Genomic DNA, 26,298 nt, shown 5'->3' with positions numbered 1-26,298 from the left:
CCAGAAAAAATAAGCATCAAAAAAGCAATAAAAAACAGTGCTGTCTCTGGCCTTAATGGGCTTAAGACAGCACTGCTTGTTTTCAGATGCTAATGCCGGTGCAGTTTAAAATGACCAGGTTCCTCATGACCATCCAAATAATGATTGACGTACCAGATAAGCAGATAGTGCAGCTTAACCATAATCTGATAGGCAAAAGCCGCGTCGATTTGTTTGGGATGACGGCCGGCCACGCGTAATTGACTCAGCAGCATAATCAGTTCGTCATTGAGCAATTGAGCCGTCTGCAGCTTAATCAGACCATCCTCGCTGTTGAAACGTTGATCTAGATTGGGGAATTCTTGTTTTACCAGCTTACGGATCAAACGACCGCTGATCTCGCGAACCAACAGGGCCTCAGTGGCGAACTGCCCATTACGATAGGCTTTTTCGCTCATGTGGGAAAGATGATGCAGTTTGTGCATGCCATGATAAGATTTTAAAAAGGCAAAATTGCTGGACAAGATGACATCCTCGTTTCATTTGAAGTATTACGATTATTTTACCATTAATCATTCGGCATGATGACGGTGGTATAATCAGATCATGCTGATATTAAAATTTTCTAAATTGAATTAAGGTTACGGGAGGCAATTGTGAAAAAATCTTTAAAGTTTTTGGGCATTATTGGCTTGAGCAGTCTGATGCTGGCGGGGTGCGGGCATCAGAGCCAGGAAAATCATGCATCATCACAGCAAGAAACTTCTTCAAAATCGACACACCATAAGAAAAAGACTGCCAAAAAAGCGGCTCGGCAAACGGCCAGTGCAAAGGATTCTACTTTCACTGCAAATGTTTCAAACAGTCAAACGATGTCGAATTCATCGTCAGAAACATCGAGCAGTGTCAGTCAGGCAGCTGACCAAACGCCAGGTACAAATCAAAATGCCAGTCAGACAGCGGGAAGCTCAGCTAGACAGTCCACGGCCATCAATTCGGTACAGGATGCGATGGCCGCGGTTGATGCCAAATATGGCAATGGTGATATTCAGTGGTCCTACATGTCGGAAGGAAACAGCACGATGGCTACCGATGCGAATGGTCAGCCGGTTTATTGGATTCGGGGCCAGGATTCGGCATATCGCAACGCGCACAATACAGCTGGCAGCTATGATGGTCATGACTACTACGTCTACCCAGATGGCCGCATTGTGCCGCGTGAGTAAAAGGCCATTTTAGTCGCGGGTACGGTGCGGGGATGAGCCAACCAAATTGATGGCTAAAAAATGAAATGCTCGTCAAACCGAAGCAACTGGCCGGACATTAAGCGGGTTCATTGACCGGCTGATTTTCAACTAGGAATTGCGATCTCAAAATAGTTAATCCTTTTACCTAAACGGCTATTGACCCTTTTGCCATGGTACGACTAAAATGAAATTATTCACTTCAAAATCAAATCAGTACTTTTGGCATATGGCAAACTTTTGAAATTCAAGAATATGCTTAGCTGCAGTCTGTTTTTTATCAATGGGTCATCCATTGATTTAAACCAACTATATAATATTGAAAGGAGAGTCATGCCTGTTTTGCCAGTTCAAACCAGTTTTGAACTACTTGAATCGGCATGATGCTTTGTCAGTTCATGGCAACAATTAAAGATATCGCGGCACGCGCGGGAGTCTCGGTTTCTACGGCTTCAAGAGCTTTAAATGATAACCCGCGAATCAGCGAGGCAACGCGTGAAAAAATCAAGAAGATTGCTGTTGAGATCGGCTATCATCCAAATTATGCCGCCCGTAATCTAACCCGAGGTGAAGCCAATATGGTGGGACTGGTTTTTCCAGTAACCACCGATGAAGCGCCAGCTAACCCATTTCATATCGACTTAATGCGGGGAATAGCCTCAGCTTTGGAATCACGCGACTATTCAATGGTCGTTGCGTTGGCCCCTACACAGGAAAAACTGCTGCGTGCGGTTAAATCCATGGCGCTGCAGTCAAAAATTCATAATTTTCTATTGTTCTACACGCTGGAACATGATCCAGTGGCGGCCTATCTGCGCGAACATGGTTATAACTTTGTGGTAATTGGTCATCCCGAACGTCACCAAAATGATCGCTATGTCGACAACGATAACGTCGCGGCAGGGTATGCGGCAACCAAGCAGCTGCTGATCAATCATGACGTTACCAATCTGGCCTATGTCAGCTCGCCGTATCATTGGCAGTATGAGGAGGATCGACGCCTGGGCTATGAAAACTGCCTGGCTGAGCATCATCTGCCAGAGCTGGACTGGTATTATGACACGCAATCGGCCAGTGAGTTCTTTGCTCAGCATCCCAAAGTTGATGGGCTGGTTTGTGCCGATGACCTGCTGTTTTTGAAATTAAATCATGAGCTGCAGCAAATGCATCTGCCGGATCGGCTTTCAGTAATTTGCTTTAATAACAGCAAACTGCTGGGAATGCTGCTGCCCAATGTTGAAAAGGTTGATCTGCAGCCGCATGAGCTGGGGAAAAAGGCGGTTGAGCTGCTGTTCAATTCTAATCTGCGGCACGCTTTTGTTGCTTTTAGGGTTGACTAGATTAGCCGTTCAAACGACAGAATCAATCGATAAAAATACGCTTGACTTTAAAATGTTGCAGTCAATCGATAAAAAAATTTTAGGTCGGCTGATTCCTTGATGGGCCGGCTTTTCTTTAAGTTTTTTGCGCAATCGGTTGCATAAAAATATGTGCAAACGGTTGCGGAAAACGGATCCATTTGTTATATTATTAATTGTTAAAAGTCATGAAGCGCTTACACGACTTGGCAATTATTTATTGAGTGGATTTTTTAGGTTTTTAGGATAGGAGTTTTAAGTCATGAGTGAAGTAGAGCAAAAGAAACAGACCTCTGGCTTGCCATATTTGTCCAAGAAAACGATTTGGATGATTAACTTCGGTTTTCTTGGCGTACAGACGGCCTTTACTTTACAAAGTTCTCAAATGAGTCGGATTTTCCAAACGATTGGGGCCGACCCGAACAGTCTTGGGTGGTTCTTTATTTTGCCACCATTAATGGGTATGATCGTACAGCCAATTGTTGGTTACTATTCTGACCGGACCTGGGCACCAAAGCTTGGTGGTCGCCGGTTGCCATACTTGATGCTTGGTACGATTGTTGCCGTTATCGTTATGCTTCTTTTACCAAACTCAGGTAGTCTTGGTTTTGGGTATGGATCATTTGCCGCATTGATGTTTGGTGCGATTACCGTTGCCTTCTTGGATCTGTCTTCTAACGTTGCCATGCAGCCATTCAAGATGATGGTTGGCGACATGGTTAACGATGATCAAAAGAGTTATGCTTATGGTATTCAGAGTCTGCTGAACAACATCGGTTCCGTTCTGGCAGCCATCTTCCCATTCCTGCTGACTTGGTTTGGTCTGCAGAACACGGCTCCTAAGGGTGTTGTTCCTCCTTCGGTTCGCTGGGCCTTCTACATTGGTGCTATTCTGCTGATTTGTACCAGTGCTTTGACGATGACCCACGTTAAGGAATATGACCCTGAAACTTATGCTAAGTACCATGGCATCAAGGAATCCGACAACACGGAAGGCGGTAACTGGGTTGAACTGCTCAAACACGCTCCAAAGGCCTTCTGGACGGTTTCACTGGTACAATTCTTCTGCTGGTTTGCTTTCCAATACCTGTGGACTTACTCTGCTGGTGCAATTGCGCAAAACGTATGGCACACGACCAACGCAAGTTCTGCTGCTTACCAGGCTGCTGGTAACTGGTACGGTGTGATGGCTGCTGTTCAGTCAATTGCCGCTGTTGTATGGTCCTACGTATTGGCCAAGCTGCCTAACAAGTACCACAAAGCTGGCTACATGGGATCACTGTTGCTGGGTGCTGTTGGTTTCGCAACGGTCTGCTTCTTCTCCAACCAATACGCTTTGATTCTGTCTTACGCACTGGTTGGTATTGGCTGGGCTGGGATCAACACTTACCCACTGACGATCGTTACCAACGCATTGTCTGGTAAGCACATGGGTACCTACCTTGGCTTGTTTAACTGCTCGATCTGTCTGCCACAGATTGTTGCTTCGCTTTGCAGTTTCTTCCTTTACCCAATGTTGGGCAACTCCCAGCCACACATGCTGCTGCTGGGTGGGGTCGTTATGGCAATCGGTGCATTATCCGTTAACGCCATCAAGGAAACGTTCGCTGCTTAGTTTTGACTGATTTTGCAACTTTAGAAATTAATTGAGATTGAGAAAGGATAATATCTTATGAAACGAACTTTTGACGTCGCTCCTTGGAATATTGTAACTACCAAGTGGGCTCCTGAAGACAAGCGCCTGCAAGAATCAATGACCAGTCTGGCTAACGAAAACCTCGGAATGCGTGGTTTCTTTGAAGAAGGCTACTCTGGCGACAAGATGGAAGGTGTCTACTACGGTGGCGTTTGGTTCCCAGACAAGACGCGGGTCGGCTGGTGGAAGATTGGCTATCCAAAGTACTTTGGTAAGATGATCAACGGTACCAACTTCCTGCAGCTAACGATCAAGGTTAATGGCGAACAGCTGGATCTGGCTAAGCAGACACCAACTGACTTCAAGCTGGACCTTGACCTCAAGAAGGGAATCTTTACCCGTGAATTTACGGCTGAAGTTGGCGGTGCCAAGCTGCACTTTACGTTTGAACGTTTTGTCAGCGTCGCACAAAAGGAACTGGTTGGTCAGCGTCTGCATGTCAAGAACCTTGGCAATGCTGAAGCCAAGCTGGAAGTTGCCAGCGTTATCAATGGTGACGTCTACAACGAAGACTCCAACTATGATGAACAGTTCTGGGATGTGTTGGAACAAAAGGCAGCTGGCGAACACGCACTGCTGGTTTCTAAGACGAAGCCAAACCCATTCGGCACGCCTCAATTTACGGTTGGGGTAAAGACTACTACCAAGACGACTTTGGAACACGTTGGCGATGGCACGACCGCTAAGACGGCTGAAAACGACTTTGCCGGTACGCTGGCCGCTGGTGCTGAAGTTGAATTGGAAAAGCGTTCCGTTGTCGCAACTTCACGTGATTTTGACACCCAAGAAGCGCTGGTTGCTCGTCTGGATGAATTAGCTGGTCAACTGGATGGTCAAAGCTTTGATGATCTGCTGGCTCCCCATGTTGCTGGCTGGGCAGAACGCTGGAACAAGGCCGATGTTGAAATCAATGGCGATGATGAAGCTCAACAAGGGATTCGCTTCAACCTGTTCCAACTCTTCTCAACTTACTACGGCAACGACTCACGCCTGAACATCAGTCCTAAAGGGTTCACTGGTGAAAAGTACGGTGGTGCTACTTACTGGGATACTGAAGCCTACTGTCTGCCAGTTTACCTGGGTGTTTCCGATCCTGAGATTTCCCGCAACCTGCTGATGTACCGTTATGACCAACTGGACGGTGCTTACGTCAACGCCCAAGAACAAGGCTTGAAGGGTGCGCTGTTCCCAATGGTTACGTTCAACGGTATCGAATGCCACAACGAATGGGAAATCACGTTTGAAGAAATTCACCGTAATGGTGACATTGCCTACGCAATCTACAACTACACCAATTACACGGGCGACAAGAGCTATGTGCTGCATGAAGGTGCCAAGGTTCTGACTGAGATTTCTCGTTTCTGGGCTGACCGGGTTCATTACTCACAACGTCAAAACAAGTACATGCTGCATGCCGTTACCGGTCCTGACGAATATGACAACAACGTCAACAACGACTGGTACACGAACCTGCTTTGCCAATGGACGCTCAAGTACACGCTGCAAGTGCTCAAGGAAGTTGACGCTGACGTAGCTGCAAAGCTTAACGTTACGGACGACGAAAAGCGCAAGTGGCAGGCAATCGTTGACAACATGTATCTGCCATACGACAAGGAACGTGACATCTTCCCTGAAAACGATGGCTTCTTAGACAAGGATCTGAAGCCGGTTGCCGACATTCCAAGCGACCAACTGCCAATCAACCAACACTGGTCATGGGACAAGATTCTGCGTTCGCCATACGTTAAGCAAGGTGACGTTATCCAAGGTATCTGGGACTTCATCGATGACTTTACGCCAGAAGAAAAGAAGCATAACTTTGACTTCTACGAACAATACACGGTTCACGAATCAAGTCTGTCGCCATCGATCTACTCCATTATTGCCGCTGACCTGGGTTACGAAGACAAGGCCGTTGAACTGTATGACCGTTCTGCTCGGCTTGACCTGGACAACTACAACAACGACACTTCCGATGGTCTGCACATTACTTCCATGACTGGTAGTTGGCTGGATATCGTCCAAGGCTTTGCCGGCATGCGGATTCGTGAAGGTAAGCTGCACTATGCACCATTCCTGCCTAAGAAGTGGGATTCATACCAATTCACGCAAGTCTTCCGTGGCCGCGTCATCAAGGTCTTGGTTGACAAGGAAGGCACGCACGTATCACTCGTATCCGGTGAACCACTGACCATTGATCTGGCTGGTAAGGACCTGGAACTGAAGTAGGAGGCATTTTACATGAAGTTTGAAGATCTGAAGGGTTTTGCCTTTGACCTGGACGGTGTTATTGCCGACACGGCGCGTTTTCACACGCAAGCCTGGCATCAATTGGCTGACAAGGTAGGTACGACTTGGACGCCGGAACTGCAGGAAAGCTTGAAGGGTGTTGGCCGGATGGATTCTCTGGAATTGATCCTGAAGGCTGGTGGTCACGAAAACGACTACACGCAAGCTGAAAAAGAAGCATTGGCTGCTGAAAAGAATGACAACTACCTGCGTCTGGTAGAAACCCTGACGCCAGCTGACGTTCTGCCTGGGATGCAAGCCTTCTTGGATGACATTCGTGAAAAGGGCTATCAAATGGTTCTGGCATCGGCTTCCAAGAATGCGCCTAAGGTATTGAAGTACTTGAAGTTAAGCGACTACTTTGATGGAATCGTCAACCCGGCTTCGGTTAAGCATGGCAAGCCAGCTCCTGACATCTACATTGCAGCTGCTGAAATGATGAACCTGCCTGTAGCCAACGTGGCAGGTCTGGAAGATGCTCAAGCCGGCGTACAAGCCATTAACGATGCTGGCGAGCTTTCAATCGGTATTGGTGCTGGACTTGATGATGCCGACATTCGCTTTGACGCAACCAAGGATGTTACGTTGGAAGCAATTAAGGCTCAGCTCGACTAAGCAAAATTTCGTTTTGAATCAATTCTCTCTCTCAACATGGTCTGCGAATTCGTTTCGCGGACCATTTTTGTTTGCTGATGGTCGGTTGAAAAAATTGAGCAGCCTCGAATAGATTAAATTATTCGTGCCGATCGTTAATTAGTCCATCAAATTGGTGCTAAACTAAAGGTAAAACATCATTTTGATAAGGGGATGAATCAAATGGAATTTATGGATTTAGTACAATCTCGGCATGCCTTTCGCGAATATGATGATCAGCCGCTGACCAGTGAAGAGCTGCAGCCAATTCTGCTGGCCGCCGAAGCCAGTCCAGTTGGCTTGGGAAAATACAGCAATCATCAGCTGACAGTGATTCAAGATCCCAAGACGCTAGAGCAGATTAAAAATATCTATCAAGCGCCAACTTTGATTGTTGTTTCATCACCAGATCCTGGCCAGCTGGAGTTTATTGATGCCGGTATCATCGTGCACAATATGGAGCTGGCTGCTGAAAATGAAGGTTTGGCCGCCAACTATAACATGGCCTGTCTGGCCTCGCTGCCGCAAGCGGTAATTCCAGCCGGGATGACGCCTTGTTTCGCGCTTACTTTGGGTCATACCAAAGAAAAACTGACGCCCCGTGATATTGATATCAAACGGATACCCGTTAATTGGATCAAAGAAGGCTAAAATTGATTATCTTGATTTCCCAGGAAATAAAATAATCTTGCTCTAAACAAAACCAGCGTTGCCACAAGCTTTGATAGCTTGAAGCAACGCTGGTTTTACGTGTACACATTGGAATGATTGTTTATTCTGCCAGCTGCAGTTTAGCGGCATCAAGATGAAAATAGTCCTGCAGATATTTAGCCAAGCCATCATGATCGTTGTCGAGCGGTGTTACGTCATCAGCAATCTGTTTGATATCGTCAACGGCATTTTTCATGGCAACCCCACGACCGGCATAGCTGAGCATTTCGGCATCATTGTGCTCATCGCCGAATGCAATGATCTGATCAGGACTGAGCTGATATTCTTTGACTAAGCGACGCAGTCCAGCTTCTTTGTGCGTCCCGCGCCGAATCAGCTCCATAATCGAATAGGGGCCGCCCCAAACGCGTGGTTCAACGAAATCGCCATATTTTTGATCAACGGCATTTAAAATCTCATCTTTTTTGGCAGGATCAAACTGAATCGTTAAGGCGATTGGATCGTTGTTTAGGTTATGTTCGTTAAGAATCTGTTCGGGAGCCAGTTTAGCCGGCAGAAACTCGGGCAGATCGCTGCTGGGATGATCAGCCCAGACATGGTACTTATCCTCGGCAATCACCATTTTGATTCCTAATTCCTGTTTATGGGCCAAGAGATCAAGTGTCATTTCGCGAGTAACGTTGACCGCGTATTCGCCGGCCCACTTGTGATGCGGAATATGGCCCAAGGCACCGTTGAAGTTGATCATTGGTGTTTTGAGTCCAATCTGATCGTAGAGATGGCCAGAAATCAAATACGGCCGCCCAGTGACGATTGAAACCAGATGTCCCTGCCGGCTGAGCGTCTGCAGAGTTTTGATCGTTGTCGGCGTCAGTTTTGACTGGTTGTTGAGCGTGGTTCCATCCAGATCGATGGCAATAAGATGCTGCTTCATTAAAAAATTCCTTTCGCAAAAAAATATCTGCCTAAATTATATCGATGATCAGCCATTAAAGGCAAATAATTCACCAAGAGTAAGACAATTCTCCTTTAATGTTTGAAAGCATTGTTTGATGGCCAACGAACGCGCTACAATTGGCTTAATTAGATTCAGAAGGGAAGATGCGAAATGACAGCTTTGATTAATCGCAAGACCCATCATATTGGCGGCGTTGAGTTTCGTAATCCGCGCAAATTTCAGCTGTTGGCGGCAACGGTTGCCAATAGTGCCATGGAAGGCTGGAAACCAACTGATGAGCAGATTCGGGCACTGGCTGATGCATATGATCATCCCCAGCCTGAATTGGATGATCAATTAGACCAATTGCGGCATTGGCGAATTCCGGTTGCTAAGCCGGCAATCACGGATGAGCAGGTCTTAGCACAGTCCTTTTTATATCCAAACGGAACCTTGAAAAATAAGCTGGGCATTCGTGATAAGGCAGATCTCGATGAGCATGAGTTTGTTCAAGGTTCATTGGTAGGCCTTAGAATTCTGCAGCGTGGCTTTAAGGCAGCCAGCGTTGACGATCTATGCCGGATCAATCGGACCTTGTTTGGCGATCTGTATGACTGGGCCGGCGAGCTGCGCAACTATAACCTGACCAAGCAGCAGACGCTATTTTTGCCGCCGAACGTTTTTGACAATGGCATTCGCTCGGTCAATGCTGAGATTATGGAATTAAAGCAACAATCGCGTCCGCAGACAGCGGCATATGCCAAACTGCTTGATGAGCTGAACTACCTGCATCCATTTCGTGAGGGGAATGGTCGTGCTATTCGCATTTTGATTGAATTATTGGCAAACGAAAAAGGACAGTATCTTTATTATGACGATGAGGATGAAGAGTTCATCCAGGCGCTGTATGACTCAAAGGTTAACGTTTTAACAGGCAAGCTCCATCTAACGGCTTTGGCGACGGATTAATGCTATAATATTAGGGAGATTTTATAACGAGGAGCTTTTTTTTGTGAAACTACCAACTGCTTTTATTGAAAAATACCGTCAGCTGTTAGGCAATGAGGCCGATGCGTTTTTGGCCGCATTTGATCAGCCAAGCTGCAGCGGGTTTCGTACCAATCCTTTAAAAAATGGTCAACCGGATGCCACGCTGAATACGGCGTCAGGCAAGATTAAATATGTTGAGAATGGCTGGTTTGGCAAGGTTGATGGCAAGTCATTGGATCACGTTACCGGTTGGGTATACAGTCAGGAACCCAGCGCGATGTATGTTGGGGAGGTCGTGGATCCGCAGCCGGGTGAGCGCGTGCTGGATCTATGCGCGGCACCAGGTGGTAAAAGCACGCATTTGATCGCGAAAATGCATGATGAGGGTCTGCTGGTTGCCAATGAGATCTTTCGCAAGCGGGCCAATATCCTAGCTGAAAATCTCGAACGCTGGGGAGCCCGGCACGCGGTCGTAATGAATGAAAGTCCGGCTGACCTTGAAAAACAGTTCCCGCAGTTTTTTGATCGGATCTTGGTGGACGCGCCTTGTTCTGGTGAGGGGATGTTTCGAAAAGAGCCGGCAGGAATTGAGTATTGGACGCCGGATTACCCAAGCGAATGTGCCAATCGTCAGCGCAAGATTCTGAGCTCAGCTATGAAAATGCTCAAACCAGGTGGCACGCTGGTTTATTCCACCTGCACGTTTGCCCCGGAAGAAGATGAGCAAAACGCGGCCTGGCTGTTGGACAACTATGATCTGACCATGGAGCCGATTAAGAAGTATGCTGGCATGGATGATGGCCGGCCAGAATGGGCAGACGGCAATCCTGAATTAAGCCGTGCCGTGCGTCTGTTCCCGCATCATATTCAAGGCGAGGGCCATTTTATTGCTAAATTCCGTTTGCTGGGCGCTTCATCGACGCCGTTATCAGCCAAAAAGAAAAACAAGAAAAAGAACAAGCGGCGTGCTGATCATAATTCGATTACCAAAGAGCAGCGGGCATTATTTGAAAAGTTTGCTGCCCAAACAATGCCCAGCTATCAAGCTAATCATCTGCTGACTTATGGCGATCAGCTTTATGATCTGCCAAATGGAATCGATGAGATCGCGCAGATGTCGATTCTGCGACCAGGACTGCATTTGGGAACTTTTAAAAAGAATCGGTTTGAACCCGCATTGGCTTGGGCCTTAGCCAGTCAGCCCGCGGATACCGACCATGTCTTGACAATTACGCTTGATCAGTGGCGCCAATACGTGCATGGCGATACCCTGCAGCTGAGTGGCGAGCCTGGCTGGCAGCTGCTGGTTTGTCAGGGACATGTCTGTGGCTGGGGCAAGCTGGTTGGTCAAACGCTTAAAAACTTTTATCCGAAAGGGCTTCGATTCTAGATAGTAATAAAAGCGGTGCGGACCCAGATGTGAGGACCGCACCGCTTTTTGAAATTAAAAATCCTTATTTCAGGAGTTGAGACAAGGATTAAGTTTAGTTATATGCCAACTGCATGGCTTGATTTGAGCCGCGGCCGTTGAGCTTACCCAAGAGTTGCGATAATTCCAGGCGCCGCTGCTGATGAGGCACCAAGACCCCCATCTTATCAGCATTGAAACCGGTCAGCATTTTGTGGCCACTGACAATCAGCGGACTTTTCAGAATCTGCGGCGTTTCTTGAATGGCATCAATCAGCTGATTCATTGTAGGAGCAGGATGTTTGGCGTACAGTTCTTTGGTTGCCTTGGAACGTTCAGATACCAGCGTTTCAGTACCATCAGGCGAGAGCTCCAGCAATTGGAGAATCTCATCGCGCGTTAATGGGTCTTTATTCAGATTGCGGGATTGGAAGTTGAGACCATGCTTGGTCAGCCATTTTTCGGCGCGCCGCTTGGCAGGATTATTCGTGTGAAAGTAAAATTTAATCATTGGCAATTCCCTTTCATAAACTAAGATTCGCGATTTTTTTCTTCAAACAAGCCATTGACTGAAATGCGGACGACTCTTTTGATCTGGGCATCGTCGACTTGCGTGTTGTTGAGCTTTGCCTGACGCAAAAGCCACATGATTGGTCCCAGCAACAGAGCGCCAACCAGAAACTGGTCGTCGCCGATGACTGTCGCTTGACTTTCGCTGCACAGACGGCAGTATAATCCGTTCAGACTATTGGTAAACGATGAGCCTTTCTGCCTGGCAGCAGGTGTAATCAATTCAGGAGCAGCATGAATGGCCATGATGTAGTTGGCCTGCAAAGGATATTTCGTATACTGCCGAGCAAAATACTCTAAGCAGGTAATTAATTGTTCTTTGGTTGAGTCGGTTTGGGCCAGCTGTTCGTCCAGCCCGGATTCCAGCTGCTGTTTACTAGCAACATAGATCTGTGAGAGCATGTCCGTTTTATCGCGGTAGTACACATAAGGGGTGCCGGAACTGATACCAGCCCATTTAGCGATTTTGCCAAATGACAGTCCCGCGAGACCATCACGATCCACGATTTCAAAAACGGCCTGGATAATTTTAGCTTTTTTTGATTGGTCTTTTTCTCTCATGATAATCATACTAAATGATCGTTTAGTTAAAGTCAATGAAATCTTGAAAAAAAGTGGAAAAACTTGTTGATTGGCCAAGAAAGCGTTATTATTGTTAAACGAATGACAATAATAAGACAATTTTAACGAGCGAGGATTAAGTTTATGATACTTGGTAGTATTGAAGCCGGCGGGACCAAATTTGTCTGTGCGATTGGCAATGAAAATTATGAGGTAATTGATAAGGCAATTTTCCCAACGATTGACCCAGCAACCACGATCGGCAACTGTATTGCCTTCTTCAAAAAATATCCAGAGATGCAGGCGATGAGCGTTGCCAGCTTTGGACCAATCGATATCGACAAGCATTCGGCCCAATACGGCTATATTACTGATACGCCAAAGATCAAGTGGTCAAACTGCGACTTTCTCGGAATGCTGAAGCGCGGGTTGGGGCAAAACCTGCCGATCTATTTTACAACCGACGTTAATGGCTCGGTTTACGGTGAATACGTCAATCTAAAGGATCAGCTGCCGAAAGCCGACCTGGTCTACTATACGATTGGAACTGGCGTTGGCGCTGGAGCAATTCAGGATGGTCACTTTATTGGCGGTATTGGTGCACCGGAAATGGGGCATGTCTTGGTAAAACGGCACCCTGATGATCTGAACTTTACGGGAATCTGTCCTTACCATGGCGACTGTCTGGAAGGCCTGTTGTGCGGTCCGACGTTTAAAGCGCGTCTTGGTAAGCGGGGTGAAGACGTAAGCGACGATGATCATGTCTGGGACATTATGGCTTACTATGCTGCTCAGGCGGTGATGCAGGCAACGTCAATCCTGCGGCCAGCCCGCGTAATTTTCGGCGGCAGTGTTTCGCGACCACACTTTATGGAAAAGGTTCGTGATCAGTTCAAACAACTCTACAATGGCTATCTGGAAGTCGGGAATTTGGAAGACTACATCACGAATCCAAGTGTTCCTGGCAACGGTTCGGCAACGCTTGGCAACTTTGCCTTAGCAGAAAAACTGCTTAATAAATAATCAGTTACATAGAATCGCGATGCAGCAACCGCCATCGTGGTTCTTTTATTTTGGCCGAAATAAAAGTGAATGCAGAAAATTCCCAGGAAATATTAAAGACCACAAAATAGGGCCCAGCTTGCGTATTGGCAGCTGGACCCTAAATATATTGATATTTAATTAATCAGCTTTTTTGGCGGTGTGTGGTGCCAGTTTATGCTGAACCCAACCCAGTACCCAGTCAGTAATGATCGCCATTAAGGCAGTTGGCAGCGCGCCGGCAAGGATGATGGCCCCGCCATTGGTAGCGTTGGTCCCGCGAATGATAATATCACCCAGGCCGCCAGCACCAACGAAAGAACCGATTGCCGTAATCCCGATGGCAACGACCAGGGCGTTTCGAATCCCCGCCATGATAACGGAAACGGAAAGCGGCATTTCGACCATGACCAACAGCTGCCATTTTGTCATTCCCAGTCCACGACCAGCGTCGAGTGAAACGGGACTGACGCTGTCCAGGCCGGCTGCCGTGTTTTTAATGATTGGCAGCAGCGAATACAGGAAGTTAGCAACGATAACCGTTTGGGTCCCCAGGCCTAAAACCAGCATCAGCATCGAAACCATGGCCAAAGAGGGAATCGTTTGAATGATGTTGGCGATACTGATGATCGGCCCATTCAGATGATGGTGACGAGAGATCAATATTCCCAGGGGGATCCCAACTAAAGCCGCCAGTAAGACGCCATAGACAGAGATGGCAAAATGATGGCTAAACTGCTGCAGAACATAGGTGCCGTTATGGCCGAGATAGTACCAGAACTGCTGCCATAGACTCAAACCTTTCATTAGTTGTCGCCTCCTTCAAAGTAGTGATGCTTGACTAAGAAACGGTGCGCAACCGTAGCGGGCTCCAGTAATTCGTCATCAGCTTGGTAATTAAGCTTCTGCATGGTTGTAAGATTAATCTTGCCATCCAAGCGGTGCAGGACTTTTTTAAGATGCGGATCATGACGAATGATGGCGCCTCTGACGACTAGTGAACAGTTATATGGCGGGAAGAAGTGTAGATTGTCCTTTAAAATCTTGAGGTTATAGCTGCGGATTCGTCCGTCGGTTGAGTAGCCTAAAATAACCTGCATTTTGCCTTGCTCAGCCGCATCGTAGACCAGTCCAATCTGCATTGGGTAGACGCGCTTGAACTTAAAGCCATATACTTTGGCAAAATCGTTGTAGCCATCGCCTTTGCGGTTCATCCAGGAACTGTCGACCCCAGCCGTTAACTGACTGGCAACCGGCTTTAAGTCACTGACCGTAGCCAGATTGTACTTCTTAGCATTGGCCTGGGTTACCATGAAGGCATAGGTGTCAGCAAATCCATACGAAGGATAGCGGATCTCATCGTAGCGTTGCTTCAAAAGGCGGTCAACGGTTTTCGTAGCTTTTTTAGGGTCTTTTTGAGCTGGCATTCCCAATGTCCCAGTCAAATCAGTCCCTGTATAGCTGGTTGCCATGATATCGGCGTCATCATTTTGTAGCGCTTTGTGCGAAACTGACGAGCTCCCCAGGTTGCTGACCATCTTGACCTTATAGTTGGTGTCGTGTTCAATCAGATCCTTAAGCATATAGCCCATGATCTGAGATTCGGTTGAGCTTTGGGTAGCAATCCGTAGCGTCTTAGGCTGATGATAAGTGGTCTCGGTAGAAGAACTGCAGCCGCTGATGCCTAAAACGATGGCGAAAATGCCTAAAAGCAACGCCCCAATCTTTAAGTTTTTATGCCTGATCATTAGCCGCACCTCCTCGACTCGTAGTAGGTGTGAGTTTACGTTCCACAATGCCCAGCAGCCAGTCAGCAACCAAGGCCAGGATGGTAACTGGAATCGTACCGCCGATAATCAAATCCGGTTCGTAAAGGTCCAAACCGTTGAAAATGAAGTCACCCAAGCCGCCAGCACCGATATAGGAAGCCAGCGTTGACCAGGCAATAACATAGACGGCCGCCAGACGAATTCCGGCCATGATGACGGGAAGGGCTAATGGCAGTTCAACCATCTTGATTGACTCCCAATTGGTCATCCCCATTCCCTTGGCACTGTCAATTAAGGTTGGATCGACATCTTCCATGCCGGCATAGGTATTGCGCAGAATTGGCAGCAGCGAATAAATAAATAGGGCAACGATTGCCGGCTTCACGCCAATTCCCAAAATTGGAATCATTAGAGCCAGCAGTGCCAAAGAAGGGATGGTCTGCAGCATGCTGGCCAGTCCAATCACGAGTTTGGCAATTTTTTTACAACGCGTTAAAGCAATTCCAAGGGGTACCGCAACAATGATTCCCAAAGCAAGCGAAACGGCAGAAATATAGATCTGCTCCCATGTTTTGACGATCAGTTCGGTCCCATGTGCTTGCAAGAATGTCATCATTATTGCTCACCTGCCTCTTTTAGGTCCTGGGCTTGGTCTTTGGCTGGATGGGGATTTTCAGTGGTTCCCCAGACGGCGTCATAGATTACGTCAACCAATGCTGATCGAGTAATGATGCCTTTTAAGTGATTCTGCTCATCGACTACGGGAACGTATTCCCAATTCCGTTCCAAAAGCGGTTCCGTAATCATCTGCAGTCGCTCATTTTCTTGGATCTTAACCGGAACGGCGTGCTTCATGTCGTCAATGATCAACTGTGGCTGCTGTTGGTTGCGCAGCGTCTTTAAGTCAAGAATCCCAGTCAGATGATTCTCATCGTCAACGACCATCAAGCTGTCGACATGGTATTGGTGCATTTGGTTTAGGGCATCGCCGAGGTTTTGCTGAGCGTGAATCTTGATTGGATTCGGTCGCATGATCTCAGCCGCCGTCAAGTGGTTAACCTTGGCCTGGCGGAGACGCTCTGGACCAATCAAGTTGGCCACGAACTCATTAGCAGGGTGGGTCAATACATCATCAGGCGAGGCATTTTGAATGATATGGCCCTGATCCATAATCACGATTCGATCAGCCAGCCGAATTGCTTCATCCATGTCGTGCGTGACCATAATGATAGTTCGTCCCATTTGCTGCTGCAGGCGCTTGACCAGCCGCTGCAGAGCTTCACGCGTCAACGGGTCAAGGGCACCAAACGGCTCGTCCATCAAGATAATCTGCTGATCGGCAGCCAATGCCCGAATAACCCCGATCCGTTGCTGCTGACCGCCAGAAAGCTCAGAAGGATAGCGGTCCAAGAATTCTTCGGGTAATTCAACCATTTTAATCAGCTCTTTGGCGCGGGCATCCCGTTTTTCTTTAGGCCATTTTAAAAGTTTGGGAACCAGCGTGATGTTGTCGCGAATTGTCATATGCGGCATCAGGCCAATGTTTTGAATCACATAGCCAATACTGCGACGCAATTCGATTGGGTCTATGTCATGGATGTTTTTGCCATCGACGATGATATCGCCGCTGGTTGGAATCAGCATACCGTTGATCATTCGCAGCGTCGTTGTCTTACCACCGCCAGAAGTCCCGATAAAACAAACGAATTCTCCACGCTCAATGCGCAGATTGATATTTTCAACAGCCACTTTGCCTCCTGGATAAATCTTGGAGACGTTCTTAAATTCGACCATTGGTGGTTTTGCAGCCATACGCATCCTCCTCCTTACAGTCAAAAATTAAAATTTCCCAGTGCAAAAAATTAGAAATCCCTCACTAGCTTTAGTATAAGATTGACCAGCCAAATTGTCATTACTAAAAAAACGTCCATTTGTCGCGCAAGTGAACGTTTTCAAAAAAGTATCCAAGGAAAATAGTTTATTAAATGTAAAATGATATTCTAATTATCCAAAATAGTATTTTGAGTAATAATTATAAGCCACGTTGAGTTGCATAATCGTCCAGTTCAGGACTTAAGACCACTTCAGCCTGTTTCAGCTCGGCAAAATTATGACAGCCCAGTAGCGTCAGTAGGCGCAGGATCGCCTCTTGCCAAGCATTCAGCTCGCGATCCAAGGCGTCATCGCCATCATGAAGCAGTGTATGCAGAAAATGGCCAGCCACGCCGACTGCACTTGCTCCCAAAGCACCGGCCTTAATGACGTCAAGCGGGGAGGTGATGCCGCCCGAAGCAATAATTGCGACATCTGGATTTTTAATGGCGCGGGCCTCCAACAGTGATTCTGGTGTCGTCTGGCCCCAGTCATTGAGCATTGACAGATCGAATTGATGATTGCGCCGATTTTCGATGGCCGCGAAGTTCGTACCGCCACGGCCACTGACGTTGATGTATTTAACGCCCAGCTCCTGCAGCTTGGCAATGGTTTTTTTATCCATGCCGAAACCGACTTCCTTAACGATGACGGGGATGCTTAGCTGATTGACCAGCTCTTTGATGTGCTCTTGCCAGAAAAATTCACGGTCTCCTTCTGGCATTACCAGTTCCTGGGCCGCATTGAGATGGATCTCAATGGCATCGGCCTTTAAAATATCAATAGCCTTCTGGGCCTGTTCAAGATCTGCGCTGGCGCCAAGATTGGCAATGACCGGTTCAGTCGGCATTTTATCGCGAACGATGGCAAATGATGACTGCGTCTGCGGATCTTTTAGGGCTACGCTTAAAGACCCGGTTGCCATTGCCAAACCATGTTGGTGTGCTAGTGATGCCAGCCGTGCATTGATTTTAGCGGTCTGTTTGCTGCCGCCAGTCATCGCCTCGATATAAAACGGCGCTTTTAAGTTTAATTCACCCAGTTTAATGCTTGAATCCGCCTGACTAAGTGCCATTTCCGGCAGGCTGTTGTGTATCAAGCGAACCTGGTCGAACGGATGATTGGCATGGGATTGCGAATAGAGCTTTTCGGCCAGGGAAACATGTTCGTTTTTACGATGAGCTTGTAGCGATTCCATAATTCCTCCGTGGATAAGGTACATAAAATTCGCGCGTCACGAAATTGCGGCGCGCGAACGGATTTATTTGATCTTGAGTTTGTAGCGGCGAATTGAATCGACAAAATGCACCGCTAATGGCAGCTGCTCGATTTTTTTATTCTGCCAAGCCGCTAAGAGACCATCCAGATCGGCATGACCATCAATCGCCACGATGCCGCAGTCGCCGCCGCCAGCACCGGAAGTCTTGGCCGCACCACCGAAATCCTCGGCAATTCGGCACAGTTCATGCAGAATCGGCGTTTCAATCTGAACTCCCGAATTGGCCCCCAGATTTTTCAGCAGATCGCGATTTTTGCGGATCTCACGCTTGATTACATCCAGATCAGCATGATGAAAGCCTTCGATCATGCGCTGAATGCAGGCCTTGCTTTCTTCCAGAAAATGATGATACTTATCCTGCTGGCGGGCTTTAAACAAAGAGATCTTGTCGACCAGTCGCGAAGTTGAGGCCGGGCTGCCAGTCCAGCCGATCAAAAGCTGCAGGTTGGCTGGGGCAGTCAGTGATTCAATTTTTAGATCCGGCCATGGCAGATCCAGCAGCGTTGGCAGATCCAGGTATTGGCGCTGTTCAGCGAGCCACTGCCGATCAAACGAGTGGTACGCGATCCACCCGCCATATACCGAAGCTGCCACATCCCCCAATGAGCCATTGCCTTGGACAGCGAAATGAGCGATCGCAGCCAGCTTAAAGAGCTTGTCCTTGTCAACCGGCAGATCATAAAAAAGACACAGTGCCTTGACCGTGGCAACGGTAACCGCAGCTGAGGAGCCCAGCCCATATTTCTTGCCATTGGCTGAATCGAGTTGACTGTCAATATAGATGTCGTAGATCTGCAGCTGACGATCCAGGCTGCGGGCATATTCTTCGGTCACGCTGATGGCGGAAAGAATGTAGGCGAATGGGTTGTCGCGCTGATCAACGACCATTTTATCGCCTTGTCGACGCCAGAGCAGGGAGTTTTCGTGATACTGTTCACTGATGATGCGTCCCGTGTCGGCAGGACTGACTTTGATTGAACAGGTAACGAACTGGTTTAGCGCAACCAGAATTGCCGGGTAGCCATTTTCAACTACGGCATATTCACCGGCAATATAAAGCTTGCCAGGAGCTTTTGCAGTAATCAATTTTCCATATTCCTCTCAATATTGGTTTATTCTTGATCCAATAAGACTGTTCCTGGTCCGGGCTGGGACACGACCAGATTGTCGGCGCCGAACAGTGGGGTCAGGGCAGCTTGAATTTTACTACGGTCAGCCCGATCGTAAATGACTTTTACGTTCGGACCCGCATCCATCGTATAATAACAGTTTGTACCACTGGCGCGCAAGTCATCAATCGCGTGCATGGCTTTGAGCGTGGCGGCATTAAAGTATGTAAAGCCAGGATCGGCAGCCAGATTTAGGGCGTGCATGCGCAGGGCGTTTGTCTGAGCGATGTGGCCAATTTCATTGATATCGCGCTTTTCAATGGCCAGCTTGATTTTCTGCATGTCGGCTTTAACGACCTCGTGCCATGCTGGATAGTAGGGTGAAGTCTCAACAACGTGCTGCATGCCCAGCGTGCTGGAAACCTTTTTTTGCTCCGTATTCAGCAGAATGGCCATCATTTCAAGCGGAAAATCCACATTTTCCATGATCGGCTCTGCATATGAGGTGAGGTCATCAACACCGCGATGCCATTCAACCAGGCCGCCATAGATCGAACGGGTGGCCGAACCTGATCCGCGGCGCGCCAGTCTTGAAAGATCACGTCGCGACAGCTTCAACCCTGCAGCCGTGCTGGCGGCCATTGCCAAAGCAGCAAAGGCTGAAGCTGAGCTGGCCAGACCGGCTGCCATGGGAACGTGATTGACTGATTCGACCCGAGCAAACTGATTGGTCTGACTTATTTGGCGCACGATTGCCAGGACTTTTTGAACTTTTTTAAAGCCTTTACCGTTCACTGTCTGACCATCAATAATCAGCTCATCGGCAGTCAGCTGGGAGGAAAACTCAACCTTAGTGTCGGCATAGAATTCATTCAGCGTTAGGGAGAGACTGTCGGTTTGCGGCAGCATCAGCTCACTGTCGCGTTTTCCCCAGTATTTAACTAATGCAATATTGGTATGCGCACGCGCGATTGCACTTGTCATTATTCATCCCCCTTTGCCAATGGCTGAATCCAGGTTTCAACCGCACCATGCTTTTTTAAAATTCCAGCCAGCTTGCGCGCACCCAAGGCAGTTTTGGTAAGGGCAAACATACAACCGCCACGTCCGCCGCCAGTCAATTTAGCACCTAAGGCTCCGTTTTGACGCGCGACTTGAATCAAGCGGTCAAGTGCCGCATCGCTGACGTTAAGCTCAGTCAGTTCGTCTTGAGCCAGGTTTAAGACACGTCCCAGCTCAGCGGAATCATCACGGCTTAAGAGCATACGGGCCCGTTCCGTCAGCTTACCTAGATGCGCCAAACGCTGCTGGGTAGTCTGTGGATCAGTGGCCAACAGCTCTCTGACAGCCATAATGGCTTCTTTAGTGGCTCCTTTTACGCCAGTGTCGGCAATCACCATCGTGGCGTGCAGGTTGAGCTCGATTGGCTGGCCAGGCTGTCCCTTGATGAAATAAATCGGCTGACCGGAGCTCGTCGTGGCCGCATCCAAGCCGCTGGGACTGCGATGGGTGATCTGTTCTTCAACATCAGCCAGTTTAAGCAGCGTCGATCGGTCTAATGGCGTTTCATATAAATCAAAAAAGGCCCGTACAACGGCAATCGCGGTGGCGGCTGAAGATCCCATGCCGCGCTCGGATGGCAGCATGCTGTCGATTTCCAGTGTCCAACCGTCATCCTGACCGTTGAAACGTTCCATCAGGGTGTTGATGAGTTTTTGAATGCCTGCCATGGATTCGGGCAGACTGGTTAAATTTCCTTGGGCCCAGCTGCATTTGACAACGTGACTGGCGGATGCAGTGTCAGCCGTGAGCGTTGCCTTAAGCTTGACGTTTGGCAGCGGCAGGGCAATTGCCGGCTGACCATAGACAACACTGTGCTCGCCAATCAGAATAATCTTGGCGTGACTTTGCCCAATACCTTGTTGTTTCAATCTGAAACCTACTTTCTTCAAAAATGTTTCTGTAATTATCTTAACCTAATCTGGGGATGTCTGAAAGATTTTTATATTTTTTGCTGATTTTTGATGCCAAACATCTAGATGCAACAATGGTCAAGATGACAAATGAATAGTATCATGGTGGTGAGAAATATAACGAAGTACGGTGAAGACAAGTGAAAAAACAGTCAAAAAAGCGCGAGCCGATTTATGCGGTCGTTGACTTGGAAACTACCGGTACCAGCGTTAAGCATGGCGATCGGATCATTCAGATTGGCTGCGTTTTGGTTCAGGCAGGCCAGCTCATCAATCAGTTTGAAACCAAAATCAATCCGCGTACCAAGATTCCGCACAGTATCGAGCAGCTAACGGGAATTACCAACTCAGACGTTCACGATGCGCCTTGGTTTGATGACGTGGCGGATACGCTGGAAAGCCTGCTTAGCGATACGATTTTTGTCGCGCATAACGTTAATTTTGATTTTCCGTTTTTAAATGCCGAGCTTGAGCGGGCAGGACATCAATCTTTGGCAATTCCAGCGATTGATACGGTGACGCTGGCTCAGATCCTGCTGCCCACGGCCAAGAGTTTTCGGCTGCGTGATCTGAGCTCTTATCTGGCAATTGAGCACGATCAGCCGCACAGTGCCGCCAGTGATGCCGAGGCGACGGCCATCCTGCTGATTGATCTTTTAAAAAAGGTTCATCAGCTGCCCACGCTGACCCTGGCAAGTCTGGTTAAAATGAAGCTGCAGCTGCCCAAACAAACGGCAGACGTATTCAGCCAGGAGCTGGAAAAACGCCGCCATCATCCCCAGAATCTAAGTGATGATCTTTACGTCAGCAATGGCCTTGTGCTGCATAAGTCGCGTCCTTTGGCAACCCCAATGGCCCATGACAAGAATGCCTATCCAGTTACCAAAAAGGCCAAGGAGAAATTGTTTGGCGATCAATTGGAGTTCCGTGCCACGCAGTCTAGAATGATGAACAGTATCTATAATCACTATGCTCATGATGCTGAAAAGCCAATGATCATCGAGGCGGGAACCGGGGTCGGCAAGACTCTGGGCTATCTTTTGCCAATGGTCTATCAGGCTTACCCAGATCGACAAATCGTGGTTTCAACGGCGACCAACCTGCAGTTGCAGCAGATTGAGCAAAAAACGATGCCGCAGCTTAACGCGATGCTGCCATTTAAGGTTGCCAGCGTAGTCGTAAAGGGTAACGATCATTACCTGGACCTTGCCAAATTCGCTCACTCGCTGAGCATCGTGGAGGATTCCAAGCTTGTTCAGCTGCTTAAGGCGCGGATCTTGGTGTGGCTCTTGCAGACGACCAGCGGCGACATGGACGAACTTAATCTGAATGCTCAGCAGTCGCCTTACTTTACCGAGATTCGGCATCATGGGCTGAGAACGCTGAGTCGTGATAATCCGTTTATCAAAGACGACTTTTTGATGCGGCGCAACCGTCAGCTTCAGCATGCTACGGTCGTTATCACCAATCATGCCTATTTGGCTGCCCACGCGGCTGAGTTTGGGCATGATGCATTGCGGCCATACCTGGTGGTTGACGAGGCCCAGCATCTGAGCGACAGCATCTTAAAAAAAGCACGGCAGACCGTGGACTTTCAACGTCTAACAACGGCAGCGCATGTTTTGGAGGGGCTGGTTAAAGAGGGCAGCGAGCGCAATTTAATCGATGTCTTCTCACAGTTGCCGCTGGGGATCTATAACGTTGAGTTGCTCCAGGGAGACCTGCAGCAGTTGGATCAAGCATTCCTGGATTTTCAAGGAGCACTTTACCGTAGCTTTATGCTGAACGCAGCTGGTGAGGACGATCAGATCATCGAACAGGTGATTGATAATAATCGACTTTATGCACTCCTGGATGCGTCTGGCCCAGTCATGATGAATCTTGAACAGGCGCTGGCCAGCGTGCAGCTGCATTTTTCCGCGCTTGATCATCTCTTTGTCTCGCGCGGTGACAGTTGGCTGGCCAGCGATCGCTATTTGATGAGTCAGTTTGCGACCCAGCTGGCGGCACTGAACTCGGCTGACGAGGTCTTTCACGAATTCGTATTGGCGTTGGACCAGCATGATGAGGGCACGGTTTTTTGGTTAACGGTTCAGCAGTCGCATGAGCGCAGCACGATGAAGCTTAGCGGAGGACTCTTAAACGCCAGTCATTACCTCAGTGAACAGGTCTACCCATATTTTCAGCCGGCACTGTTTGTCGGCGCGACGCTGTTTACATCCAAGCGCTCCAACTATCTGTACCAACAGCTGGATCTGAATCGTGATAACGTCAAGGTCAAGCATTTTAAGTCGCCGTTCAACTACCAGCAGAACAGTCGGCTTTTGATTGCCAAAGACGCGCCGATGCCAGCCGATGCCGACAATGGCGATTATATCCGTTATCTTAGCCAGACCATCTACCGCCTGGCCAACGAGACTCAGTGTCAGACGATGGTGCTGTTCAATTCCCTGGTGACAGTCGAACAGGTTTACAGTCAGCTGCGCAGTACAAATCTGTTCAATCAGCGCGATATTTTAGCCCAGGGAATCACGGGTAATCGCGAAAAGCTGCTGAAACAGTTTGCGACTGGAGAAAATTCGGTCTTGTTGGGAGCAGCCAGTTTCTGGGAAGGAATTGATCTGCCCAACAGCCAGCTGCAGCTTTTGATCATTACACGGCTGCCATTTGACTCACCGCAAGAGATTCTTAATCGCGCGCAAAGCAGCCTGCTTAAATCAAAAGGCATCAATCCTTTTTATCATCTGGAGCTGCCTAAGGCGACGATGCGGATGAGACAGGGGATCGGTCGCCTTTTAAGAACACCGAATGATTATGGCGTGGCCGTAGTCTTAGATCCGCGGCTGAGCGATCGGCGCTATGGAAAAACCATCCTGCATGCTTTGCCGGAAATGATGCCGATAGAAACGGCGGCAACGGCTGCTGTGGTTGAGGAAACAAAAAAATTCTTAAAAAACCATGAACGATTCACGCAGCGCCAATAGATTTTGTTATAATGCAAGAGATACTGAATTGAATTAGGAAGGAAGGCCGCTATGCAAAGTCGCCGCGAGGTACAAAGAGAACGCAGTCGTGGAACATCGAAGCGGGTGATTCGTGATCTGCTGATTCTGATCATCCTAATTTTTTTGGTTGTCTGGAGCATTTATGCTGTTGGCAATCATCCCAAAGTTGAAGCGGAACGTCAGGCAACCACAATTGCCAGACGTTATGCTAATTTAAAGACACGCACCAATTTTTACATCTACAACCGGGAAAACACCTATTACACGGTTGCAGGTAAAAATAAGAAAGGCCAGCAGATTCTGGTCATCGTGCCGCAGAAAAACGGCTCAGTGCGGATTGTCAAGCAAAGCACGGGATTAACCGAACAGCAGGCACTTGCCCAAGTCAAGAGCAACGAGCATCCGAAAAGGGTACTTAAGGCCGTGCCGGGGATCTTTAACGACAAGGTAGTCTGGGAAGTTACCTACCTTAACAGCAAAGGCAATCTCTGCTATGACCTGATCAACTTTAAGACGGGCAGCTATGTGCAACAGATCAACAATTTATAGTTACATTGTTTGGAGGAATTTTTTGTGGAAACCATCAACATTATTGATGCGCCAAAGCACGTCAACGAACGCGTGCGGATTGGCGTTTGGCTGACTGACAAGCGTTCCAGTGGTAAGATCGCTTTCTTGCAGCTGCGTGACGGGACGGCGTTTTTCCAAGGCATTCTGCGGAAAAATGACGTTCCGCCAGAAGTGTTTGAAATGGCACGGCATGAACTGCGTCAAGAAAGCAGTTTCTGGGTAACGGGCGAAATTCATGAAGATGCCCGTTCCAAGTTTGGCTACGAAATTCAGATCGAAGACATCGAACTGATTGGGGAAAGCGTTGACTACCCAATCGGCAATAAAGAACATGGCATCGACTTTTTGCTCGATCATCGTCATCTGTGGCTGCGTTCCAGCAAGCCGCACGCTTTAATGCGGATTCGTGACCGGGTGATTCGGGCCAACTATGAATTCTTTGGGGAACATGGCTTTACCAAGATTGACGCGCCAATCTTGACTGCCAATGCACCAGAAGGAACGACCGATCTGTTTAAGACCAAGTATTTTGATCGTGACGCCTACCTTTCTCAATCCGGTCAGCTTTATGAAGAAGCCGGCGCGCTGGCATTTGACAAGGTCTACAGTTTTGGTCCGGTTTTCCGTGCTGAAAAGTCTAAGACGCGTCGTCACCTGATTGAATTCTGGATGATCGAACCAGAAATGGCCTTTATGCACCAAGAAGAAAGCCTGCAACTGCAGGAAGAATACGTTGCCTACCTGATCAAGGCCGTAATCAAGGACTGCAGCCGGGAACTGGAAGTCGTTGGTCGTGACCCTAAGACGCTGGAACCATTTACGCAGACGCCATACCCACGCATCAGCTATGATGAAGCAATTAAGCTCTTGCAGGATGCCGGCATGGACGTTAAGTGGGGCGACGACTTTGGTTCACCAGAAGAAACCTACCTGGCCAACCACTTCAGCAAGCCAGTGTTTGTGCTGAACTATCCTAAATCAATCAAGCCATTCTACATGAAGGGTCACCCAACGCGCGATGACGTTTATGTCTGTGCCGATTTGCTGGCTCCTGAAGGCTACGGTGAAATTATCGGTGGTTCAGAACGTGAAACCGACTACGACACGTTGGTAGCATCAGCCAAGAAGGTTGGTTTGAATATCGATGACTATCAATGGTACTTTGACCTGCGTAAGTATGGGACAGTGCCACACAGCGGCTTTGGCCTGGGGCTGGAACGGTTCTTGACTTGGATTTGCCTGCAGGATCATCTGCGCGAAGTTATCCCATTCCCACGTCTGTTAAACCGGATCTATCCATAAACAGCAGTCCGCGCAATAACGTGGCTTAAAATATAATTTAA

24 protein-coding genes are annotated in these 26,298 nt (G+C 48.2%); 12 read left to right on the top strand and 12 right to left on the bottom strand.

What is annotated here, in order from left to right; translation table 11 throughout:
• Window positions 1-89 precede the first annotated feature (89 nt).
• Entirely contained in the window at window positions 90-503 is a 414-nt protein-coding gene (locus ACLUWI_RS08590; protein ID WP_412146964.1) for a hypothetical protein, read from the bottom strand.
• Window positions 504-635: 132 nt separating this feature from the next.
• On the opposite strand from ACLUWI_RS08590, the gene ACLUWI_RS08585 reads away from it, so the two are divergent.
• The 6 genes from ACLUWI_RS08585 to ACLUWI_RS08560 all read left to right on the top strand — a co-directional run bounded on the left by ACLUWI_RS08585 (window position 636) and on the right by ACLUWI_RS08560 (window position 7,850).
• Window positions 636-1,205: a hypothetical protein gene (locus ACLUWI_RS08585; RefSeq protein ID WP_412146963.1), complete on the top strand. Its 570-nt coding sequence runs from the start codon at window positions 636-638 to the stop codon at window positions 1,203-1,205.
• A 416-nt stretch (window positions 1,206-1,621) separates the two neighbouring features.
• Window positions 1,622-2,563: a LacI family DNA-binding transcriptional regulator gene (locus tag ACLUWI_RS08580; RefSeq protein WP_412146962.1), complete on the top strand. Its 942-nt coding sequence runs from the start codon at window positions 1,622-1,624 to the stop codon at window positions 2,561-2,563.
• A gap of 280 nt (window positions 2,564-2,843) precedes the next feature.
• Window positions 2,844-4,196 carry an SLC45 family MFS transporter gene (locus tag ACLUWI_RS08575; protein ID WP_412146961.1) on the top strand — a complete coding sequence of 451 codons (1,353 nt, stop codon included), beginning with the start codon at window positions 2,844-2,846 and terminating at the stop codon, window positions 4,194-4,196.
• A gap of 57 nt (window positions 4,197-4,253) precedes the next feature.
• Entirely contained in the window at window positions 4,254-6,506 is a 2,253-nt protein-coding gene (locus ACLUWI_RS08570) for a glycoside hydrolase family 65 protein (RefSeq protein WP_412146960.1), read from the top strand.
• Window positions 6,507-6,518: 12 nt separating this feature from the next.
• Window positions 6,519-7,181, top strand: a complete 663-nt coding sequence (gene pgmB, locus ACLUWI_RS08565) for a beta-phosphoglucomutase (protein WP_169462331.1) — start codon at window positions 6,519-6,521, stop codon at window positions 7,179-7,181.
• A 201-nt stretch (window positions 7,182-7,382) separates the two neighbouring features.
• On the top strand, window positions 7,383-7,850 hold the full coding sequence (locus ACLUWI_RS08560) for a nitroreductase family protein (RefSeq protein WP_412146959.1): 468 nt from the start codon (window positions 7,383-7,385) through the stop codon (window positions 7,848-7,850).
• A gap of 121 nt (window positions 7,851-7,971) precedes the next feature.
• On the opposite strand, the gene ACLUWI_RS08555 is transcribed toward ACLUWI_RS08560, so the two are convergent.
• On the bottom strand, window positions 7,972-8,805 hold the full coding sequence (locus ACLUWI_RS08555; RefSeq protein ID WP_412146958.1) for a Cof-type HAD-IIB family hydrolase: 834 nt from the start codon (window positions 8,803-8,805) through the stop codon (window positions 7,972-7,974).
• Between the two features lie 174 nt (window positions 8,806-8,979).
• Here ACLUWI_RS08555 and ACLUWI_RS08550 point away from each other — a divergent pair, with 174 nt between their 5' ends.
• Together ACLUWI_RS08550 and ACLUWI_RS08545 are read left to right on the top strand one after the other, a co-directional pair.
• Window positions 8,980-9,777: a Fic/DOC family protein gene (locus tag ACLUWI_RS08550; protein WP_412146957.1), complete on the top strand. Its 798-nt coding sequence runs from the start codon at window positions 8,980-8,982 to the stop codon at window positions 9,775-9,777.
• A 43-nt stretch (window positions 9,778-9,820) separates the two neighbouring features.
• A complete protein-coding gene (locus ACLUWI_RS08545; protein ID WP_412146956.1) occupies window positions 9,821-11,188 on the top strand; it encodes an RsmF rRNA methyltransferase first C-terminal domain-containing protein in 1,368 nt (455 codons plus the stop codon).
• Window positions 11,189-11,282: 94 nt separating this feature from the next.
• Here ACLUWI_RS08545 and ACLUWI_RS08540 read toward each other — a convergent pair whose 3' ends face one another.
• Together ACLUWI_RS08540 and ACLUWI_RS08535 are read right to left on the bottom strand one after the other, a co-directional pair.
• Window positions 11,283-11,717 (bottom strand): Spx/MgsR family RNA polymerase-binding regulatory protein, encoded by a 435-nt coding sequence (locus ACLUWI_RS08540; RefSeq protein ID WP_412146955.1) that lies wholly within the window; start codon window positions 11,715-11,717, stop codon window positions 11,283-11,285.
• A gap of 20 nt (window positions 11,718-11,737) precedes the next feature.
• A complete protein-coding gene (locus ACLUWI_RS08535; RefSeq protein WP_412146954.1) occupies window positions 11,738-12,337 on the bottom strand; it encodes a TetR/AcrR family transcriptional regulator in 600 nt (199 codons plus the stop codon).
• A 144-nt stretch (window positions 12,338-12,481) separates the two neighbouring features.
• On the opposite strand from ACLUWI_RS08535, the gene scrK reads away from it, so the two are divergent.
• Window positions 12,482-13,360 (top strand): fructokinase ScrK, encoded by an 879-nt coding sequence (gene scrK / locus ACLUWI_RS08530; protein WP_412146953.1) that lies wholly within the window; start codon window positions 12,482-12,484, stop codon window positions 13,358-13,360.
• Window positions 13,361-13,519: 159 nt separating this feature from the next.
• Here the strand turns inward: scrK and ACLUWI_RS08525 are convergent, their stop codons facing one another.
• From ACLUWI_RS08525 to mvk, 8 genes are all read right to left on the bottom strand, one after another.
• Window positions 13,520-14,185, bottom strand: a complete 666-nt coding sequence (locus ACLUWI_RS08525; protein ID WP_412146952.1) for an ABC transporter permease — start codon at window positions 14,183-14,185, stop codon at window positions 13,520-13,522.
• Window positions 14,185-15,126, bottom strand: a complete 942-nt coding sequence (locus ACLUWI_RS08520; protein WP_412146951.1) for an osmoprotectant ABC transporter substrate-binding protein — start codon at window positions 15,124-15,126, stop codon at window positions 14,185-14,187. Before ACLUWI_RS08520 ends, ACLUWI_RS08525 begins: the two co-directional genes overlap by 1 nt.
• Complete coding sequence (locus ACLUWI_RS08515) at window positions 15,113-15,763, bottom strand: ABC transporter permease (protein WP_412146950.1); 651 nt, start codon at window positions 15,761-15,763, stop codon at window positions 15,113-15,115. The genes ACLUWI_RS08520 and ACLUWI_RS08515 overlap by 14 nt, the downstream gene beginning before the upstream one ends.
• Window positions 15,763-16,959, bottom strand: coding sequence for an ABC transporter ATP-binding protein (locus tag ACLUWI_RS08510; RefSeq protein WP_412146949.1), 1,197 nt, complete (start codon window positions 16,957-16,959; stop codon window positions 15,763-15,765). The genes ACLUWI_RS08515 and ACLUWI_RS08510 overlap by 1 nt, the downstream gene beginning before the upstream one ends.
• 220 nt (window positions 16,960-17,179) lie before the next feature.
• Window positions 17,180-18,220, bottom strand: coding sequence for a type 2 isopentenyl-diphosphate Delta-isomerase (gene fni / locus ACLUWI_RS08505; protein WP_412146965.1), 1,041 nt, complete (start codon window positions 18,218-18,220; stop codon window positions 17,180-17,182).
• A 60-nt stretch (window positions 18,221-18,280) separates the two neighbouring features.
• Complete coding sequence (locus ACLUWI_RS08500) at window positions 18,281-19,384, bottom strand: phosphomevalonate kinase (protein ID WP_412146948.1); 1,104 nt, start codon at window positions 19,382-19,384, stop codon at window positions 18,281-18,283.
• 26 nt (window positions 19,385-19,410) lie between these two features.
• Window positions 19,411-20,391: a diphosphomevalonate decarboxylase gene (mvaD, locus tag ACLUWI_RS08495; RefSeq protein WP_412146947.1), complete on the bottom strand. Its 981-nt coding sequence runs from the start codon at window positions 20,389-20,391 to the stop codon at window positions 19,411-19,413.
• On the bottom strand, window positions 20,391-21,338 hold the full coding sequence (gene mvk, locus ACLUWI_RS08490; RefSeq protein WP_412146946.1) for a mevalonate kinase: 948 nt from the start codon (window positions 21,336-21,338) through the stop codon (window positions 20,391-20,393). The genes mvaD and mvk overlap by 1 nt, the downstream gene beginning before the upstream one ends.
• 182 nt (window positions 21,339-21,520) lie before the next feature.
• Here mvk and ACLUWI_RS08485 point away from each other — a divergent pair, with 182 nt between their 5' ends.
• From ACLUWI_RS08485 to asnS, 3 genes are read left to right on the top strand one after another with little or no spacing between them, the layout of a single operon-like run.
• Window positions 21,521-24,364 (top strand): helicase C-terminal domain-containing protein, encoded by a 2,844-nt coding sequence (locus ACLUWI_RS08485; RefSeq protein WP_412146945.1) that lies wholly within the window; start codon window positions 21,521-21,523, stop codon window positions 24,362-24,364.
• Window positions 24,365-24,415: 51 nt separating this feature from the next.
• Window positions 24,416-24,934 (top strand): DUF5590 domain-containing protein, encoded by a 519-nt coding sequence (locus ACLUWI_RS08480; RefSeq protein WP_412146944.1) that lies wholly within the window; start codon window positions 24,416-24,418, stop codon window positions 24,932-24,934.
• A gap of 24 nt (window positions 24,935-24,958) precedes the next feature.
• Complete coding sequence (gene asnS / locus ACLUWI_RS08475) at window positions 24,959-26,257, top strand: asparagine--tRNA ligase (RefSeq protein ID WP_412146943.1); 1,299 nt, start codon at window positions 24,959-24,961, stop codon at window positions 26,255-26,257.
• Window positions 26,258-26,298 lie beyond the last annotated feature (41 nt).

Origin of the sequence: Limosilactobacillus mucosae (genome assembly GCF_046939755.1) — a bacterium.
Classification (GTDB): Bacteria; Bacillota; Bacilli; order Lactobacillales; family Lactobacillaceae; genus Limosilactobacillus; species Limosilactobacillus mucosae_A.
The sequence above is the reverse complement of the archived record's forward strand: the minus strand, read 5'-3'. Positions and strand labels throughout refer to the sequence as shown.

Coding starts and splice junctions, on each gene's coding strand:
- ACLUWI_RS08580 (WP_412146962.1), top strand. CDS start 1,622: ATGGCAACAATTAAAGATATCGCGGCACGCGCGGGAGTCTCGGTTTCT.
- ACLUWI_RS08575 (WP_412146961.1), top strand. CDS start 2,844: ATGAGTGAAGTAGAGCAAAAGAAACAGACCTCTGGCTTGCCATATTTG.
- ACLUWI_RS08570 (WP_412146960.1), top strand. CDS start 4,254: ATGAAACGAACTTTTGACGTCGCTCCTTGGAATATTGTAACTACCAAG.
- pgmB (WP_169462331.1), top strand. CDS start 6,519: ATGAAGTTTGAAGATCTGAAGGGTTTTGCCTTTGACCTGGACGGTGTT.
- ACLUWI_RS08560 (WP_412146959.1), top strand. CDS start 7,383: ATGGAATTTATGGATTTAGTACAATCTCGGCATGCCTTTCGCGAATAT.
- ACLUWI_RS08555 (WP_412146958.1), bottom strand. CDS start 8,805: ATGAAGCAGCATCTTATTGCCATCGATCTGGATGGAACCACGCTCAAC.
- ACLUWI_RS08550 (WP_412146957.1), top strand. CDS start 8,980: ATGACAGCTTTGATTAATCGCAAGACCCATCATATTGGCGGCGTTGAG.
- ACLUWI_RS08540 (WP_412146955.1), bottom strand. CDS start 11,717: ATGATTAAATTTTACTTTCACACGAATAATCCTGCCAAGCGGCGCGCC.
- ACLUWI_RS08535 (WP_412146954.1), bottom strand. CDS start 12,337: ATGAGAGAAAAAGACCAATCAAAAAAAGCTAAAATTATCCAGGCCGTT.
- scrK (WP_412146953.1), top strand. CDS start 12,482: ATGATACTTGGTAGTATTGAAGCCGGCGGGACCAAATTTGTCTGTGCG.
- ACLUWI_RS08525 (WP_412146952.1), bottom strand. CDS start 14,185: ATGAAAGGTTTGAGTCTATGGCAGCAGTTCTGGTACTATCTCGGCCAT.
- ACLUWI_RS08520 (WP_412146951.1), bottom strand. CDS start 15,126: ATGATCAGGCATAAAAACTTAAAGATTGGGGCGTTGCTTTTAGGCATT.
- ACLUWI_RS08515 (WP_412146950.1), bottom strand. CDS start 15,763: ATGATGACATTCTTGCAAGCACATGGGACCGAACTGATCGTCAAAACA.
- ACLUWI_RS08510 (WP_412146949.1), bottom strand. CDS start 16,959: ATGGCTGCAAAACCACCAATGGTCGAATTTAAGAACGTCTCCAAGATT.
- mvaD (WP_412146947.1), bottom strand. CDS start 20,391: ATGACAAGTGCAATCGCGCGTGCGCATACCAATATTGCATTAGTTAAA.
- ACLUWI_RS08480 (WP_412146944.1), top strand. CDS start 24,416: ATGCAAAGTCGCCGCGAGGTACAAAGAGAACGCAGTCGTGGAACATCG.